Raw genomic sequence first — 16,124 nt, 5'->3', positions numbered from 1 at the left:
AGTGCACGGCTGCCGGGCCCGCACAGGTTGAAGATCACGCCACCCGCCGCCAGCAGCACGACAGGCAAGGCACCGGGTCGTCGCTCCGATGGCTGGGCGGTGGGTGAGCGATACTCGTACACGGGTTAGCGGAAGAGCCTATTCCGCCCGATCAGTGGGTGGTGTGCGTGGTGATCAAAGTGGCACCGGCGGTGTTCGGGATCGGTTTCCTCGTGTTGTGGGGAATCGGCGGCGTCCGAATGTTGATCTTGGCGCGGAAGTCTGCCGCCACACCGGAGGGTGAGCGTGGTGACCTGTTTCCCTGGTGGTCGTCCTCGCATTTCTATGCCAAACACCCCAGCTTCACCAAGGTGACCGGGATCTTCCTGATCGTCGGCGGTCTTGTGATCGGGTCCTTATGCCTTGTGAGCGCCGTAGCCCGCTGACCTGGCACAGTGCTCCGGTTTCTCAGGTGCTCTGGGACTGGGACTGGTGTCCCACGGCGTCCGATCATTCGTTGCGGGCCGTTTCCGGTCCGGTGACGCGAGCCAGCAGCGGCAGGGTCGAGCCGATGATCCCGAGGGAGACCACGAGGCCGGCGACGACCAGCAGGTAGTACGCGCCCGGCGGCGGCCGGAGCGACAGCTGCATCTGCGCGGACAGGAACAGATGGGCGGCCCAGAATCCGGTACCGGTCGCCAACACCGACACCGCCAGCAGCGGCACGGTGCTCTCCAGTGCGACCACCCGCCGCAGCACCCCCAGTGGGACCCCGGTCAGCCGCAGCATGCTGAACGGACGCTTGCGTTCGCTGAGGCCGCCGATCACGCTGACCGCCAGGCTGCACCCGGCGATCGGCAGGCTGGCCAGGATCACCACGTCCGCCAACTGCTGCCACTGGACGAGTTTCCGGGAGAAGTCCGCCTCGAACTCGCTGATCGTGCCGGGCGAGTAGCCCTGCGGATAGGCGACCTCGAGAGTGGTGCGGACGGCCTCCAACGCCGCCGTCGACCCGTCGGTGTTCACGACGACCGACAACAGGGGGAGCCGGGCAAGGCCGTCGGCGGGGATGGGCGAGGCCTCCCACCGCCACGGGGCGTCCGACTGCGTGGTCATCCTGCGGTACCCGATCAGGTCCGCTGACACCTCGGCCACTCCCGCGCCGGCCGGGCAGGCGCCGTACGCCGGGCTGCGGGCCAACTCGACGCAACTGGTCACGCCAGGCTCCGACGGCCGGCCGACCGTCGTGGGGTCGGTCCGGATGTCGGGGTGGTCGAGGGGGTTGGCGTACACCAGCAGGACCTGCTGGACCCCGGGAATCGTGCGCAGCCCGGCCGGCACCGCCTCGACGGTGGGCGCAGGTGTGCCCTCGGTCCGGTCCTGCGGCCAGAACATCTTCGCCAGCGACGTGCTGGCCACCGAGCCGGTCCGGGGCGCGCCGCGGTCGGCGACGATCGAGGTGATCACCCCGGTGGCCACACTGGTGACGAACAGCGCCAGCATCAGGCCACTGACGGCCCGGAATCCGGCCCTGGGATTGTCGGTGAGCCGCCGGCCGGCGATGAGCGACGCCGGGCGGCGGGCCGAGCGCACCACCAGCCGGGCGCCCACCATCGTCAGCCACGGGCCGGCCAGCACCAGTCCCACCATCACCAGCAGGAACCCGGTCAGGTACGCCCGCACCTGGCCGTCGGTGGTGATCGGACGCCGGCCGATGAAGTACGCGAGTTCGGCCAGCCCCATGACGAGCGGGATCAGCCGCCAGGCGCGCGGCGGGCGCGGGGTGACGCGTCGGCTGACGCCGAGCGGGGAGATCCGTACCCGCCGCAGCGCGAGCCCGGCGACCACCGCGGCCGCGAGGGGAACGCCCAGCGCGACGAGAGCGGCGTCGAGGGGCGTGATCGACAGGTCGGCGGGGAAGAACGGTACCCCGGTGAAGGTGAACGTCGCCAGCGACGGACGCAGCGACAGATACAGTCCGAAGCCGACGGCCATGCCGGCGACGGCGGCCACCGTCGACTCCACCGCGGCGATCACCGAGATCTGCCGTGGTGTCGCCCCGACCAGGCGCATCGCGGCGAACCGCTGCTCGCGGCGGGCCGCCGACAACCGGGTCGCGGTACCGATGAACATCAACAGCGGGAACAGCAGGCCGGCGGCGACCACGGCCAGGATGAGCTTGATCCCGTCGGATTTGGTGCCGACGCCGCAGTCCGCGCACCGGCCCGGGTCGGTGGACGCGATGGCGCTGACCTGCCGGGAGCCGTGCACGCGCGCGAGTTCGTCGGGGGAGTGCCCGACGATGATGACCAGCGAGTCCGGCGCGGGCAGAGCCTCCGGGCCGATGGTGCCGATCTCGTGCCCGGGGAACCGGTCGCCGAGTTCTGCGGCCGGGGTGGTGCGCAGCAGCGTGCTGAGCGCGGGGGAGGCGTAGAACTCGCCGGGTCCGGGCAGGTGCGCGACGCCGGGCGGCACCGGCGCCGACGGGCCGGTGGCGGCCACGTCGACGCGGCCGATGGACCGTCGGTGGAAGTAGTCCTCCCGCAGCAGCCACCAGGCCGGGTCCACGCCCGCGACGGCGGCCCGCGTGGACGGGGTGCCGGTGTTCAGCCACGCGTACCGCGCGTTCTGGGCGTTGACCGCGTGCACGCTCGCCACGGTCGCCAGCAGCAGGCCGACCCCGAGCGCCACGGCGGCGGCGACGATGGTCAGCCGGACGGCGGCCTCCCGGCCACTGGCGACCGCGAGCCGCAGACCGAGCCTGATCACGATCCGATCCTTTCCGGTACCAGCGAGGTCACGCGGCCGTCGCGCACGATGATCTCCCGGTCTGCGTAGGCGGCCACCCGGGCCTCGTGGGTGACGACGATGACGGTGGTGCCCCGTTCCCGGGCGGCCGTGACCAGCAGTTCCATGATCTGTTCACCGGTGAGCGAGTCCAACGATCCGGTCGGCTCGTCGGCGAACAGGATCTCGGGGCCGGCGACCAGGCCGCGGGCCAGCGCGATCCGCTGGGCCTGACCGCCCGACAGTTCCCCGGACCTGCGCCGTTCCAGACCGTCGAGCCCCAGCGGCTCGAACCAGGTCCGGGCCTCGGCGAGCGCGGCGGTCCGGCGGGCGCCGCCGAGCAGCAACGGCAGCGCGATGTTCTCCTCGGCGGTCAGCTCGGGCACCAGCTGGCCGAACTGGAACACGAACCCGAACCGGTCCCGGCGCAGCGCGCTGCGGGCGGTCTCGCTCAGGGTGTCGATCCGCCGACCGTCGACGTGGATCTCGCCGGACGCCGGGACCAGGATCCCGGCCAGACAGTGCAGCAAAGTGGACTTGCCCGAGCCGCTGGGACCCATGATGGCGAGGATCTCGCCCCGGGTCACCGACAGGCTCGCGCCCCGCAGCGCCGGTGTCTGCCCGAACGACAGCACCACGTCGCGCGCCTCGACCGCGATCGCGTCCGTCATGACCGCACCTCCGCGGCCAGTTTGTCGAGCCGCGCGGCCGTCAGATCGATCCACCGCAGGTCGGCCTCGAGGTGAAACAGGCCATGGTCGGCCAGCAGCGAGTCGGCCAGGTCCCCGGCGCGCCGGATCTCGGTCAGCTCCCGCATCCGCCGCATGTGGGCGGCGCGCTGGGCGTCGAGGTACTCCTCCGCCGGGCGGCCCAGCATCAGCGCCAGCACCACCTTGGCGAACAGCACGGTCTGCAGGTGCGGTTCGGCCTCGACCGGTTCGGTCAGCCAGGCGTTCACCTCCGTCGCGCCCAGCTCGGTGATGACGTAGCGCTTGCGGTCGGGCCCGTCGCCCGGCTCGACCTCGCCCACCACCACCTTGCCGTCGCGGGCGAGCCGGCCGAGGGTCGCGTAGACCTGGCCGAACGGCAGGGGGCGGCCCCTGCCGAAGAACGTGTCGTAGTGGCGTTTGAGGTCGTAGCCGTGGCTGGGCTCGCGTTCGAGCAGCCCCAGCAGTGTCAACGGAACGGTCATGCCGCCCACTCTACACTGAGGGTATACCTCGCGTGTATAGCCACCGTGGACGGCCGCACCGCCTGACCGGCGAGCGGCATGCGGTTGGGTGATGTGGTGCACGAACTCGGTGGCGCGGAGCGGCGGCGTCGGTCGGATGTCATGATCGTCGGATGGAGTTCGTACTTGACCCACAGTGCGGCGTCGGCCCGATCCGATGGGGCATGACCGTCGAGGAGGCCCGAGTCGCACTGGTGTCGATGGCGACGCTGGATCAGCGGGTCGGGCTGACCGCGACCCGTCCCAGCGAGCTGGGTTTCAGTGTGGGGTTCGGGGTCGGGCCGACCCGGGATCGGGTCAACGCGATCGAGGTCTGGCGACCGCGCTCGAACGCCGATGTGGTGCGATTCCTGGGCGTTGACGTGTTCGGTCTGCCGGCCCGGGAGGTCGTACGGCAGTTTGAGGGCCGTGTGGAACTCGCCGCGGACGAGGACGGCTACGCCGCGCGCGAGGTGTACGTCGCGCTGTGGAGGCCCTTCGCCGCGGATGGCAACCCCGAGGAGACCCAGGGGTACTACTTTCAATCCGTCCTGTTGGCTAGACCCGGCTACGACGACACGCCGGCCGAAGCCGTGGCCCGGCTGGCGGCCGGCGGCCATCCGGGCTACTGATCCCACGCTCGCCCCCGCCATGCGCTCGTGGGACATCGGTAGCCCGGGCATGCAGGCCTATCCCGGCAACCCTTGGACATCGACTAGCGTGAATGCTACGGTCGCGCGATGACCCGCCTCTCCCGCCGCCTGCTGATCGCGGGCGCCGCCTCGGCCCTCGTCCTCGCCGTCACCCCGGCGCCGGCCAACGCAATCCCGCCGGCCGGCCCGAACCAGAGCGTCACCTTCACCTACTACTCCACGGCGGCGAAGACCACCGTCGTCGGAGGCTGGTCCTACGGCTCCTGCGGTGAGCCTTTCGACTGGGGCACCCACACCCGGTACTCGACCTACCGGATCATCACCTGCACGCCCGGCGGCGGCCAGTAGCCCTTCGGGGCTGTCACGCGAGCGCGCCGGACGCCACCCTGGCGGGGTGGTGCCCGGCGCGTCGTCGGCCGTCAGCCCAGGATCATGAGCTCCTCGCCGTGCGAGTCCCAAGCTCTGGCGATCGCGTCACTGTGGTTGACGATCCGCAGGCCGTACGAGGAATGTTCGACCTCGGCGCTGAGTCCGTTGACCGTACTGTCCCCGGCGGGCCACTCGACGTCGACGTACGCACCGGAGGCGATCTCGTACTCCATCCCCGACGGCTCGAACGTCACCGACAGCGGTTCCGGTCCGTCGGCGGTGAAACGAATCCGCACTATTACCCCCAGTTATCGAGCATGCACTTTAGCAACGTGGCCCTGGGCCCTGCGCTCGGACTCGCGTTGCCGCCCGCCTCCGCGGCCCGGGCGACGTCGGCGAAGTAGACCTGGATTCCGTGCGCGTTTCATGGCGGGCGGAAGTGTCGGATGGCGCTGGTACGTTCTCGGCGTTGGCAGGGCGGGACAGTGTGAGGAGACGACCCGTGGCGGAAGAAGTGGCGCTGAGGCTGGTCGTCGACGCCGATCTGGATGTGTTGTTCGACCTGATGCGCGACAGTGAGTCGGTCCAGATGGCCGCGTTCACGGCCAAGGATCCTGACGACCGTCAGGCGTTCGACGTGCACATGGCCAAGGTGAGGAACTCTCCCGACGTCACCATGCGTGCGGTGACCCGCGACGGGGACCTCGTCGGCAGCATCGCCAGCTTCGTCATGGACGGCGACCTGGAGCTGACGTACTGGATCGACCGTTCGGTCTGGGGGCGGGGAATCGCCACCCGAGCCCTGGCGCTGCTCCTCGACCTGGTCGTGGCCCGACCTGTGTACGCCCGCGCGGCCAGCGACAACGGGGGATCGCTGAGGGTGCTGCACAAGGCCGGGTTCGTGGCCATCGGCACCGAGATCTCCTACGCGTCGGCGCGCGACGCCGAGATCGAGGAGACCGTCCTACGCCTCGGCTAGCCACAACGGAGCCTCGTGTGATCCATAGGGTTCGCCTCCCGTGTGCCGAAATTTGATTGCGGAGCGATCGATACTGAGCGGGTGAGCGACCCCTACGCCGAGCTCCTGGCCCGCGCCGAGGCCGACCCGGACGTCCTCGGCATCGTCCTGACCGGCTCCCGGGCGCGGGACGGCATGGCGACCGGGCACTCCGACACCGACGTGATCGTGGTCGTCGCCGAGTACGGCGGCGCCTGGACCAACACCACCCGCACCCCGGAACTCGACACCATCCCGACGTCGCTGGCGGACCTGGCCGACGTGTCCGACCGGTGGGGCCGCTACGCCTACCGGGGCGCCCGGGTGCTCCTGGACCGCCTCGACGGCCGGGTCGCCGAGCAGGTGACGGCCCAGGCGACGTTGACGCCGGCGGAGACCGACGCCTGGGTGCGTGAAGAGCTCGACGGCTATGTCAACTTCATCTACCGCGCCGCCAAGAGCCGCCGCGACGGCCGGCCCGACCTGGCGCGGCTCGAGGAGATCGAAGCGGCGTCCTGGTTCGGCTGGACACTCTTCGCCCTCTACGGCCGCGTGCGCCCGTACAACAAGTACCTGCGCTGGGAGCTGGAGACCTACCCCTTGCCCGCACCTTGGACCGCCGACCGCGTGATCGCCGGCCTGACGGAGCAGCCCTCGGCGCTGTACGGCGATCTGGAGAAGGTGGTCCGCGCCAAGGGCTACGGCGATGTGCTCGACTCGTGGGGACCCGAACTGGACCTGCTGCGCTGACGGCAGCCGACTCCGGTGAGCGTGGCGGCGAACGACCGGAAAGGCTCGACGGCGGTATCGAGATCGGGCAGCATGCCAGCGACGAGGCGAGCCGCAGGGTGTCGTGCTCGCGGCGGGCACCCGGCGAGCCGCGACCGGCGGTTCGGAAAACGGTTCGACGGCGGTGCCGGGTCCTGACACAGTGACGCACCATGACCGACTTCGAGCTCATGACCGCCGCGGACGTACCGCTGATGCAGGTTCTGGCGCAGCGCGTCACCGCCACCCGCCCGGACCTGGTCGGCGCAGGTGCTTCCTACGGGGAGCTGGCCTGGATCTGGGGCCAGGGGAGCACTCTCTACGGCGCGACCTGGCCGCGTCGCCTGTGGTTCTCCGGTGACGAACTGGTGGCGTGGGCGTGGGCCTTCCTCCCGCGCCAGGTGCGGCGTAGTGACGGATCGGTGCGGCAGGTCACCGGCGCGAATCTGACCTATCAGGTCCACCCTGACCGCACCGAACTGATCGACGAGGTGATCGACTGGTACGACGGTGTGGCCGCCGGCCTCGAACGCACGGTCTGCCTGACGGACGCCGAGGAGTTCGCCCTGACGCGGTGGGCGGCGCACGGCTATGAGGCCGACACGGAGGCGCTCGGCGACGACGGCGACTGGACCCAGCTCAACGAGCGCGACCTCACCGACGTGGACCAGCCGGTGCTGCCGGACGGATTCCGGTTCCGCACCGCCGACGAGGCCGGGCCGCAGGCTGCCGTCCGGGCCCACGTGGACGCCTGGGCGCCCTCCTCCTACACGGTCGAGAGCTACGAGGCTGTCCGACAGACGGCCGCCTATCGCGGCGACCTGCACATCCTGGTGCAGGCACCGGACGGAACCATGGCGTGCTCGACGATCATGTGGTTCGACGAGGTGAACAAGTCGGTCGAGTTCGAGCCGGTCGGAACGCACCCGGACTACCGGCGGCGCGGGCTGGCAAGGGCGATGATGCTGCACGGGATGCGTCTGGCCCGGGCGGCCGGGGCCACCCACGCGACGGTCGTCTGCACCGGCACGCCGGAGCACGCCGGGACACAGCGGCTGTACCTCGGCCTCGGGTTCCGGGAATTGTCCCGGGACGTACCGCTCATCAAGTCCGCGACCACAGGCTGAGGAAAACCCCTGGCCTCCGCGAGGATGATCGACGTGTGAACGCCGACCTGTTCGTCCTCCCCGCCGTAGCCAACAGCACCGGCGAGTTGCTCGCCGACGCCGCCGCGGCGCGGGGCATGACCGTGTCCCGGCTCGCCGGACGATCCGTCCCCGATGAGCTGCGGGGCACCGGCTCCGCGCATCTCTACGCCGGTCCCCGGTTGGCAGCCGCGGTGGCCGAGGAGATCGGGGTCGCGCCGATGGAGCCGGTGGACTCGTGGCTGGCCGACCTCCCGGATGCCGTTCGAGGGAGGCGGGTCCGCACCGCGACCCTGGGCGAGGCCCGGCGGCTGGTCGGTCCGGCGTTCGTGAAGGAGCCCAGGGAGAAGGGCCTGTCCGCCAGGGTCTATCCGGACGGCTCCCACCTGCCCGCCGGGGATCCTGACACCGTCGTGCTGGTCAGCGAAGTGGTCAGGTTCGTCGTGGAGTACCGGCTGTTCGTGCTCGACGGCCGGGTGCACACCGCGAGTCGGTACCTGACCTTCGGGCAGCTGGACCCCGTTCCGCTGTCGCACAGCTCGCGACGCGCGGACGTCGAGGACTTCGCGGGCATGCTCCTGGACCGTCACGGCGACACCCTGCCGAGCGCGGTCGTCGTGGACGTCGGACTGCTGGCCGCGGAAGGAGAACGCGCGCCGCACTGGGCGGTGGTGGAGGCGAACATGGCCTGGTTCAGCCACGCGTACGCCGCCGACATCGACCGGGTGCTCGACGTCGCCCTCCGCGCGGCCGGCCCCACGGAACGACTCGCGCACACCGATCAGTGCTTCGTGCGGACCTGAGCCCAAGCCGGTCCGAGTCCGGTCGCCGTGGTGGGACGTGTCGCTGTCGCCAGGATCCGGCAGAGGCGCGCCTACCGCTGACGCGTCGGGGCGACAACCGCGCACCTCACGCGGATGTCACCCCGACGCCGGGGTAGCGGTGGGCTCAGCCGGCGACGCTGAACTCTCCGCCGGCGGCGATGAACGAGACGCTGCTGAGCACCGTCAGGGGACCGGTGACCACGGACCGGTTGGTCGTGGAGCCGTCGCCGAGCTGGCCCGAGGCGTTGTACCCGACGCTGCGCACCCGACCGTCGCGGGTCAGAATCAGACTGTGGTGGCTGCCCGCCGCGATCGAGCGGACGTTGGCGGCGGTGTCGAGGAAGATGGCGGTGGGACGGTTGGTCGTGGTGCCGTCGCCGAGCTGGCCGTAGGCGTTGTAGCCCCACGTCTTGACCGTGCCGTCGCCCAGCAGGGCGAGACTGTGGTTGGACCCGGCGACGATGTCACGGACATTGGTGACGCCGTCGACCGGGACCGGCGTGAGGCGCTGGGTGGTGGTGTTGTCGCCGAGTTCGCCGTTGCCGTTGTAGCCCCAGGACCGCACGGTGCCGTCCCCGAGCCGGGCGAGGCTGTGGCTGCCGCCGCCGGCGATGCCCCGGATGTTGGTGAGGCCGGTGACGGTCACGGGCGTGGACCGGTTGGTGACGCTGCCGTCGCCGAGCTGCCCGTTGGCGTTGTAACCCCAGGCTTTGACGGTACCGTCGGCGAGCAGCGCCAGGCTGTGGTGGTTGCCGGCGGCGATGGCCACGACATTGGTGAGCCCCGCGACGGTCACCGGGTTGTACCGGTTGGCCGTGGTGTTGTCGCCGAGCTGGCCGAACCCGTTGTAGCCCCACGACCGTACGGTGCCGTCGGACAGCAGGGCGAGGCTGTGCTGCACCCCGGCGGCCACCGCGACCACGTCCGTGAGGTACTGCACCGTGCCGGGCACGGAGTAGGCGGCCGACGCGCCGTTGCCGAGCTGGCCCTCGGCGTTGCGCCCCCAGGCCTCGACGGTGCCGTTGGTGAGCAGCGCCAGCGAGTGGTAGAAGCCGGCGGCGACGGCGGAAACGTCCCCGCCGGTGAGCCCCGCCACGGTGGCCGGGGTCAGGCGGGAGGCCGTGCCGCTGGTGTCGCCCAGTTGCAGGTTGGCGTTGTTGCCCCACGCCTTGACGCGGCCCTCCTGCGCGGTGGCCGCGGTGGCAGAGAACGCCAGGGTGCCTATCGTGGCCACGAGCGCCACCAGACCTGTGAGCAGGGGACGTCGATGCACGTGCGAATCCATGGGAGCTGCCTCTCGTACGAGGGCGTGCGAGTCTCCCGTGACGCAGACCAGCATCACCCTAAGTAATGATTTGTATGTGAATGGTAATCATTACCGAGACCCATGATGGAGAAACGCCAAATTTGGCTCGAGCTGTGGCCATAGTGTTCAGGGCTGTTCCAACGCGTACCGGGCCTCCACCACGGCGCGGACCCGCTGCCGCCGTGGCTCCAGCCCCGACTCGACGTCGCGGCCGTACCCGACCCCGGCGAAGCTCCGCGATCCGGACACGCCGTAAGCCACCCCCTCGACCCGGGAGCCCTGCCACGCCAGACCGGTCAGAAGCCCCTCGTCGGAGACCTCGACCAGCCGGACGATCCGGGCGCTGAGCACCTCGGCGTAGTCCTTCGCCCTGGCTGCCGCGTCGGCGAGCGCCGCCCGGCGGGCTTGCGCGTACACCGGACTGTCCGGTCGCAGGGTCCAGCGCACGTCGCCCACGGCGACGCCTTCCTGCTCTGTGGCGTGCAGCACCAACTGGCCGAGCACCGTGAAGTCCACGACCGACAGGATGACCCGGGCGGAGGCGGAGAACCCGGACCGCTTCTTCTCCCGCTCCGGCAGCACGCTGACGGACCCGGTCTCCCGGGCCTCAACCGTTTCCGGGTACCTGTCGAGCACCGCACCGATCGCGGCGACGGCGGCGTCCAGCCGGGCCGTGGTGTCCGGCCGGTCCCGGTCATGGGCGACGACGGTCAGCGTGACGGTGGCCAGGTCCGGCTCGGACTCCAGCTCGGCCTCGCCACGGACGGTCAGCATCACGGTCTCGATCATGCCGCAGCATAACCCGCCGTCCACAGTGGCTGGGCTGGTCCGTCCTCACTCGGATCGGAAGTCGATCTCGGCGGTCGCGTGCGCTGCGGCGATCCGTTCGCGGACCTCCTGGGGGTACAACCGACTGCCACCGGACGGCACGCGGCGCGGGGCCGGACGGCCGTGGGACTCGGGGTGGACACCTCCAATCCGACCGGGGCGTACCACCTGTATCGATCGGTGGGGATGGCCGCGGCGTACGTCGCGAATATCTACCAGCTCACACGCCGGCTCTGACGGGCTCGACCGAGGTGCGTTGCCCGGGACCGCCGAGGCGGCCGCGAACGTCAACTCGCTGTCGTCGCAACGACGTCACCGGGAGCTGACGACGCGTGACTCCAGATGGGTGGCGCTGAGGCCAGAGTGAACGGCGAGCTGCCGCGCCAGGGATCGTTGCTCTTCAGCGCGTCCGGATCCAGCCCGGGGTCCCGGGGAGTGGTCAACGGGGTCGCCGTGGCGTCGCCGGTGCCGCCGAACCCGATCAAACCTCCCATGAGAGTCTCCTGGTTGCGAGCCTCTGGGCGCTCTGGGCCTGTGGGGAGTTTCTGGGTCCCATGACTCCTCCGTTAAGAGATCCGATGACTGAACAAGCATCACAAGGAAATCGGCGAAAATCAACCGGATGTTAATGGTCTATATCACTCAGAGTGGCACATTGACCACTCGCCTCATCCGATGTCTTGGGTGAGGAGGGCGGGGACGGGCATCCGCGTTGGGGAACCCGGCGTCATCCGTCTCGGGCCGCACGCACCGTCGGCGCGGATGTCGGAGCGGACATTGCGGCTCACCACTATTCGTTCCAGGGGCAGGTCATTTCCCTTATGGAGGAACAGTCGAATGTTCTTCGTTCAATTGGCTTGCACCTCCTGGAAGCGCCACCGTACTGTCTTCACGTAGGCAAGAACACCTCGAGCGAGGAGCACCCGATGTTGTGGCACACGATGACTAGCCCGAAGCGGTTCGCCGCGCTCGGCAACGTCTCGATGCCTGCGGCCGGGCGACCCGAGGATCGGGGCAGTGAGCAGCACATTCTGGGCAGGTGGCCCGGCTAGCGCGGACAGCGCACCAGCCGCCCACCCGGTCCCGGGGGGCGGTTTTTTCGTACCTCCGAGGCGCACGAAACTTGCGGGTGTAGCTCAACGGATAGAGCACCGGATTCCAAACCCGGCGGTTGTGGGTTCAATTCCTACCGCCCGTGCGACCCTGCCCGAATAACGAATTCGAGCGATTGTCACTTGAGAACTCCACAACGGATGGCATGAAAACCGGCGCCCAATTCGGGTACCGGAGAGTCCCGGGAACCTGACGCGGAGCGGCGGGCCGGGCATCACCTCTGGGACGAGGAAGACGGTTAATCCGCCCGGTTTGGAACCGGGAGACACGCGGTTCGACTCCGTGGTCCCAGACAACGGGCCAGTGGCGCAACGGAAGCGCACCCGCTTGGCTTGCGGGAGGCTCAGGGTTCAATTCCCTGCTGGTCCACAGGAGTGCCACGCCCCGGTGGCCCAATCGGCAGAGGCGTCCCGCTCAAAACGGGAATCTGCGGGTTCGACTCCCGCCCGGGGTACTACGCCTTCGCCACCGGGGTGGAGGCCGTCTTGGTATGACGGCCCGCGCGGGTTCGACTCCCGCCGAAGGCTCCACGCCGCTGTAGCACAACGGAAGTGCGCCGCGTTGCCAGCGCGGAGACCCGGGTTCGACTCCCGGCGGCAGCTCCACCAGGACCGACCGTACTCCGGTCGAGGCGCGGATGGCCCCGCTCGTGACGCCGGAGGCGACGAAGGGGCGCTCATCGCGCGCTGAACGGCTGGCGGGCCCATCACGCCCGCCAGCCGTTCCCTTCCCGATTCGTCTAACGGTAGGACGCCCGGCTCTGACCCGGGTAGTCGAGGTTCGAATCCTTGATCGGGAGCCGGCACGCACGAACACATGGGCCGGGTACCGGTGTACAGCGCTTCCTTGCAAGAAGCGCGGGCGGAGTTCGACACTCCGTCGGTCCACAGCACGAGAATTGCCCTGGTAGCTCAGCCTGGTTCAGAGCACCCGCCTGTCGAGCGGGGAGTCGCCGGTTCGAATCCGGTCTGGGGCGCGGAGGGGTGGCCGAGTTGGTCGAAGGCGCGCTCCTGCTAAGGGCGAGACGGCCGAAGGGTCGTCCGCGGGTTCGAATCCCGTCCCCTCCATTCCCCACCGTGGCCCAAGGGTAACGGCGCCGCCCTGATATGGCGGAGATCCAGGCTCGACTCCTGGCGGTGGGACTCGGCACGGCGCAGGGGTCGATCCCTGCGCGGAGTACCACATCCCCCCGCTAGCTCAATGGACGAGAGCGGCGCCCTTCTAAGGCGACGGTTCCGGGTTCGAGTCCCGGGTGGGGGACCACGCCGCTGGCGCCCGATGGCCGGCGGTGTTGTCCGGTTCGAGCCGAGCCGGGTCTCGATGCCATCCGTTGTGGGTTCGCGCCTTCGCGGGCGAGCGTTGGGACTCGGCACCCGCTCATAACGGGAGCTCGCCCGGATCGTCACCGGGGCCCGCGACCAGTAGGGAACGGATGGCGCGTGCCACCGGCCAGGCTCCGTCGTCGGTGTTGCCGAGTACCGACCAGGTCAGGTCGGTACTCGGATCGTGTGTGCTGGTGAAGGAGACTCCGGCGTCGTAGCCGGCCAGCCTCACCTGCGGGCCCGTCTCGTCGAGCCAGAATCCCAGCCCGTACCGGGCCTTTTCGGTCGGGACGGAGCTGTGCGGTCGGGTCATCTCGGCCACCCAGTCCTGGCCGACGATCCGGCCGGCGAGGAAGGCCCGCCAGAATGTGCTCATGTCGGCGGCGGTGGTGTGGATGCCGCCGTCGCCGTTGCCGCGCACGGGGAGGTGCAGGACGTTGCTGCGCCATTGCCCGTCTCGGATCAGGTAGCCGGTGGCGGTGCGGGCGGGTAGCTGGTCGCAGCGGAGGAACGCCGTGTCGGCCAGACCGGCGGGTCGGCAGACCAGTTCGTCGACGAGCTGGTGGTAGCCGGTGCCGGTGACCCGCTCGGCGATCAGGGCCAGCAGGACGTAGCCGCTGTTGCAGTAGGCGAAGCCGGTTCCGGCGGGGAACTTGGTCGGATGGCCGTCCAGCTCGGCGAGGAACTCCTCGGTCTCGGCCAGCCGGTGCACCGGAACCTTCAGCACGTAGTCGGCGATGTCGTCGAGGGTGTCCTCGTCGAGGTAGTCGCCGATCCCGGAGCGGTGTGCGAGCAGGTGCTCCACGGTGACATCTGCGGCGATGAGAGGCAGGTCGGTGCCGAGCACGGAACGGGCTGTGGTGTCCGGCGCGAGTCGGCCCTGTTCGATAAGGCGCACCACGGCCAGCGCGGTGAAGCCTTTGGCGCCGCTGGCCACGGCGAAACGGGTGTCTACCGTGTTGGGCACCTCGTGTCCGCGGTGGGCGAGCCCGAACGCGGCTTCATAGTCGAGTTCGCCGTCCCGGTCGACCCGGACCACCCCGGAGAACCCCACGTCGGCCGCGGCGGCCTCGACCGCCTTGGCGAGCTGTGGCACCGTCCACGACATGGGGCGAGCATAGGCGCAGGCCACGTCCTGGAACCACCGGTTTCCGGCCGGCCCGTCCTCTACGCGAGCGTGGCCGCCAGGTGCGCGGCGGTGGCGGCCACGAGAGCGTTGTCTGGCTGCGCATCGGCGTCGGCGTGGGTGGTGAACACGGCGAGCGCGATCGGCGTACCCGTCGATGTCCAGACGATGCCCACGTCGTTGCGGGTGCCGTAGCCGCCGGAGCCGGTCTTGTCGGCGAGGATCCAGTCGGCGGGCAGCCCGGCGCGGAAGGTTTCGCGGTTGGTGGTGTTCCGGCGCAGCCAGGTGCTCAGCCGGGTCCGGCCCGCGAGATCGAGCGCGTCGCCCAGGACCAGCCGCCGGTAGGTCGCGGCGATGGCGCGGGGGCTGGTGGTGTCCTCCCGTCGCCACGGTTCGGCGGAGTTGAGGTCGGGTTCGCGGCGGTCCAGCCGGGTCACCGCGTCACCGAGGGCGCGACACAGCCCGGTGACCGCCGCCGGTCCGCCGACCTCGGCCAGCAGGAGATTGGCGGCGGTGTTGTCGCTGTGGCTGAGGGCCGCCCCGCACAGCTCGCCGATCGTCATGCCGGCTGCCAGGGTGTCCGGGGCGGCGGTGATGGGCGAGTACCCCGCTGTGTCGATGTCCGCCTGGGTGTAGGTGACGCGGCGGGAGAGGGCCTGGTCGCCGGATCCGAGGGTACACAGCACCGCCGCGACGGCGAGGGTCTTGAACACCGAGCACATCGGGAACACCTCGTCAGCGCGGTGTGCCACTGTCGCACCGGTCGTCAGATTGTGCCCGAAGGCGCCGATCCGGGCGCCGTGAATGCGCTCCAAGTGCTGGAGTCGGCTCCTCACAGCCGCGTTGGAGGGACCGGCGTGGGCGGAGGTTCCACCGGTGACCAGTACGCCGGTTGCGGTTGCGGCGACGGCGGTCAGAATCGTGCGGCGAGTAGGCATGATGTTCCTCCGAAGTGAAAGTATGCTTTTTCGCGCGAGCACGGGCCACCCACCCCTCAGGCGACCGCGTCGGGCCGGTGATCAGGAAGCGCGGCCCCGGGGCCGGCTGGTAGGCCGGCTTTCGGGAAGTGGCTGCTCCCTCAGCCAGGGGCGGAGGGCGGACTCGGTGGCCGCGCGCAGTTGGTCGCGGAGGTCGTCGGGGTCGGGTTGTTCGTCGCCGGCGTCGTCCAGGAGGACCTGCAGCGCACCGGTGATGGCGCCGACGAACGCGCCGACGAGGGCCGCTGCGGCAACCGGGGTGAGTTCGTCGGGGTACGCGGCGTGCAGGTGCCGCGCGATCTGGCGTTGCGCGTCGAGCTGCATGCGCAGCGCGTGCCCCTGGACTGCCGGGATGGTCCGCACGAGCCGCGTCCGCAGGGTCGCGAGCCGGCTGACCATGTCATTGTCGGCGTCGCCGACCGCGTGCAGCGCGCGGAGGAGCAGGTCGGCGGGACGGTCGCCGGGCTGTCGGTCGGCGATCGTGTCGACCGCCGCCTGGATCCGGGCGTCGCTTCGCGGGAACAGCAGCTCCTCCTTGGTGGCGAAGTAGCTGAAGAACGTGCGCGTGCCGATGTCGGCCGCCGCGGAGATGTCGGCCACGGTCGTCTCGTCGTAGCCGCGGCTTTCGAACAGGTCCGTGGCCGCGTCGATGAGCGCCTGGCGGGTCCGTTCCTTCTTGCGGTCGCGCAGGGTCGGGTGCGTCATGCCGACAGCTTACTG

At 70.1% G+C, this 16,124-nt stretch carries 16 protein-coding genes and 11 tRNA genes; 18 read left to right on the top strand and 9 right to left on the bottom strand.

What is annotated here, in order from left to right:
• The first annotated feature begins 167 nt into the window (after window positions 1-167).
• A complete protein-coding gene (locus tag IW245_RS09375) occupies window positions 168-425 on the top strand; it encodes a hypothetical protein (protein WP_197002781.1) in 258 nt (85 codons plus the stop codon).
• A 64-nt stretch (window positions 426-489) separates the two neighbouring features.
• On the opposite strand, the gene IW245_RS09370 is transcribed toward IW245_RS09375, so the two are convergent.
• From IW245_RS09370 to IW245_RS09360, 3 genes are read right to left on the bottom strand one after another with little or no spacing between them, the layout of a single operon-like run.
• On the bottom strand, window positions 490-2,748 hold the full coding sequence (locus tag IW245_RS09370; protein WP_197002780.1) for an FtsX-like permease family protein: 2,259 nt from the start codon (window positions 2,746-2,748) through the stop codon (window positions 490-492).
• Window positions 2,745-3,437 (bottom strand): ABC transporter ATP-binding protein, encoded by a 693-nt coding sequence (locus tag IW245_RS09365; protein WP_197002779.1) that lies wholly within the window; start codon window positions 3,435-3,437, stop codon window positions 2,745-2,747. Before IW245_RS09365 ends, IW245_RS09370 begins: the two co-directional genes overlap by 4 nt.
• Complete coding sequence (locus IW245_RS09360) at window positions 3,434-3,958, bottom strand: PadR family transcriptional regulator (protein ID WP_197002778.1); 525 nt, start codon at window positions 3,956-3,958, stop codon at window positions 3,434-3,436. Before IW245_RS09360 ends, IW245_RS09365 begins: the two co-directional genes overlap by 4 nt.
• 152 nt (window positions 3,959-4,110) lie before the next feature.
• On the opposite strand from IW245_RS09360, the gene IW245_RS09355 reads away from it, so the two are divergent.
• Together IW245_RS09355 and IW245_RS09350 are read left to right on the top strand one after the other, a co-directional pair.
• Complete coding sequence (locus IW245_RS09355; protein WP_197002777.1) at window positions 4,111-4,608, top strand: hypothetical protein; 498 nt, start codon at window positions 4,111-4,113, stop codon at window positions 4,606-4,608.
• A 108-nt stretch (window positions 4,609-4,716) separates the two neighbouring features.
• Window positions 4,717-4,977, top strand: coding sequence for a DUF6289 family protein (locus IW245_RS09350; RefSeq protein ID WP_197002776.1), 261 nt, complete (start codon window positions 4,717-4,719; stop codon window positions 4,975-4,977).
• Window positions 4,978-5,048: 71 nt separating this feature from the next.
• Here the strand turns inward: IW245_RS09350 and IW245_RS09345 are convergent, their stop codons facing one another.
• Window positions 5,049-5,294, bottom strand: a complete 246-nt coding sequence (locus IW245_RS09345; protein WP_197002775.1) for a hypothetical protein — start codon at window positions 5,292-5,294, stop codon at window positions 5,049-5,051.
• A 206-nt stretch (window positions 5,295-5,500) separates the two neighbouring features.
• On the opposite strand from IW245_RS09345, the gene IW245_RS09340 reads away from it, so the two are divergent.
• The 4 genes from IW245_RS09340 (at window position 5,501) to IW245_RS09325 (ending at window position 8,711) form a co-directional block, all read left to right on the top strand.
• Complete coding sequence (locus IW245_RS09340) at window positions 5,501-5,977, top strand: GNAT family N-acetyltransferase (protein ID WP_197002774.1); 477 nt, start codon at window positions 5,501-5,503, stop codon at window positions 5,975-5,977.
• Between the two features lie 81 nt (window positions 5,978-6,058).
• The gene (locus tag IW245_RS09335) at window positions 6,059-6,745 is read left to right on the top strand and encodes a hypothetical protein (RefSeq protein WP_197002773.1); all 687 of its coding nucleotides are present in this window, start codon (window positions 6,059-6,061) and stop codon (window positions 6,743-6,745) included.
• Between the two features lie 191 nt (window positions 6,746-6,936).
• Window positions 6,937-7,890 (top strand): GNAT family N-acetyltransferase, encoded by a 954-nt coding sequence (locus IW245_RS40450; RefSeq protein ID WP_231398725.1) that lies wholly within the window; start codon window positions 6,937-6,939, stop codon window positions 7,888-7,890.
• A gap of 35 nt (window positions 7,891-7,925) precedes the next feature.
• Complete coding sequence (locus tag IW245_RS09325) at window positions 7,926-8,711, top strand: ATP-grasp domain-containing protein (protein WP_233472427.1); 786 nt, start codon at window positions 7,926-7,928, stop codon at window positions 8,709-8,711.
• A gap of 145 nt (window positions 8,712-8,856) precedes the next feature.
• On the opposite strand, the gene IW245_RS09320 is transcribed toward IW245_RS09325, so the two are convergent.
• Window positions 8,857-10,005, bottom strand: a complete 1,149-nt coding sequence (locus tag IW245_RS09320) for an RCC1 domain-containing protein (protein WP_197002772.1) — start codon at window positions 10,003-10,005, stop codon at window positions 8,857-8,859.
• A 159-nt stretch (window positions 10,006-10,164) separates the two neighbouring features.
• Window positions 10,165-10,827, bottom strand: a complete 663-nt coding sequence (locus tag IW245_RS09315; RefSeq protein ID WP_197002771.1) for an SIMPL domain-containing protein — start codon at window positions 10,825-10,827, stop codon at window positions 10,165-10,167.
• Window positions 10,828-11,991: 1,164 nt separating this feature from the next.
• On the opposite strand from IW245_RS09315, the gene IW245_RS09310 reads away from it, so the two are divergent.
• The 11 genes from IW245_RS09310 (at window position 11,992) to IW245_RS09260 (ending at window position 13,242) form a co-directional block, all read left to right on the top strand.
• Window positions 11,992-12,064 (top strand) — tRNA-Trp (locus IW245_RS09310).
• Between the two features lie 135 nt (window positions 12,065-12,199).
• Window positions 12,200-12,272: transfer RNA gene (locus IW245_RS09305), tRNA-Pro, on the top strand.
• Between the two features lie 4 nt (window positions 12,273-12,276).
• A tRNA-Ala gene (locus IW245_RS09300) sits at window positions 12,277-12,348 on the top strand.
• Window positions 12,349-12,360: 12 nt separating this feature from the next.
• Window positions 12,361-12,433 (top strand) — tRNA-Leu (locus IW245_RS09295).
• Between the two features lie 4 nt (window positions 12,434-12,437).
• Window positions 12,438-12,509, top strand: a tRNA-Thr gene (locus IW245_RS09290).
• A gap of 1 nt (window position 12,510) precedes the next feature.
• Window positions 12,511-12,584 (top strand) — tRNA-Gly (locus IW245_RS09285).
• A 123-nt stretch (window positions 12,585-12,707) separates the two neighbouring features.
• Window positions 12,708-12,778, top strand: a tRNA-Gln gene (locus IW245_RS09280).
• 101 nt (window positions 12,779-12,879) lie between these two features.
• Window positions 12,880-12,955 (top strand) — tRNA-Asp (locus tag IW245_RS09275).
• Between the two features lies 1 nt (window position 12,956).
• Window positions 12,957-13,046 (top strand) — tRNA-Ser (locus IW245_RS09270).
• Window positions 13,047-13,049: 3 nt separating this feature from the next.
• A tRNA-Ile gene (locus tag IW245_RS09265) sits at window positions 13,050-13,121 on the top strand.
• 44 nt (window positions 13,122-13,165) lie between these two features.
• Window positions 13,166-13,242 (top strand) — tRNA-Arg (locus IW245_RS09260).
• A 114-nt stretch (window positions 13,243-13,356) separates the two neighbouring features.
• Here IW245_RS09260 and IW245_RS09255 read toward each other — a convergent pair.
• The 3 genes from IW245_RS09255 to IW245_RS09245 all read right to left on the bottom strand — a co-directional run bounded on the left by IW245_RS09255 (window position 13,357) and on the right by IW245_RS09245 (window position 16,109).
• On the bottom strand, window positions 13,357-14,409 hold the full coding sequence (locus tag IW245_RS09255) for a serine hydrolase domain-containing protein (protein WP_231398722.1): 1,053 nt from the start codon (window positions 14,407-14,409) through the stop codon (window positions 13,357-13,359).
• 59 nt (window positions 14,410-14,468) lie between these two features.
• Window positions 14,469-15,365 (bottom strand): class A beta-lactamase, encoded by an 897-nt coding sequence (gene bla / locus IW245_RS09250; RefSeq protein ID WP_231398721.1) that lies wholly within the window; start codon window positions 15,363-15,365, stop codon window positions 14,469-14,471.
• Between the two features lie 81 nt (window positions 15,366-15,446).
• On the bottom strand, window positions 15,447-16,109 hold the full coding sequence (locus IW245_RS09245; protein WP_197002769.1) for a TetR/AcrR family transcriptional regulator: 663 nt from the start codon (window positions 16,107-16,109) through the stop codon (window positions 15,447-15,449).
• Window positions 16,110-16,124 lie beyond the last annotated feature (15 nt).

This window comes from Longispora fulva (genome assembly GCF_015751905.1).
In the GTDB taxonomy this organism is placed as follows: domain Bacteria; phylum Actinomycetota; class Actinomycetes; order Mycobacteriales; family Micromonosporaceae; genus Longispora; species Longispora fulva.
Note: the sequence above shows the minus strand (reverse complement) of the source record. Positions and strands in the feature narration are given on the sequence as shown.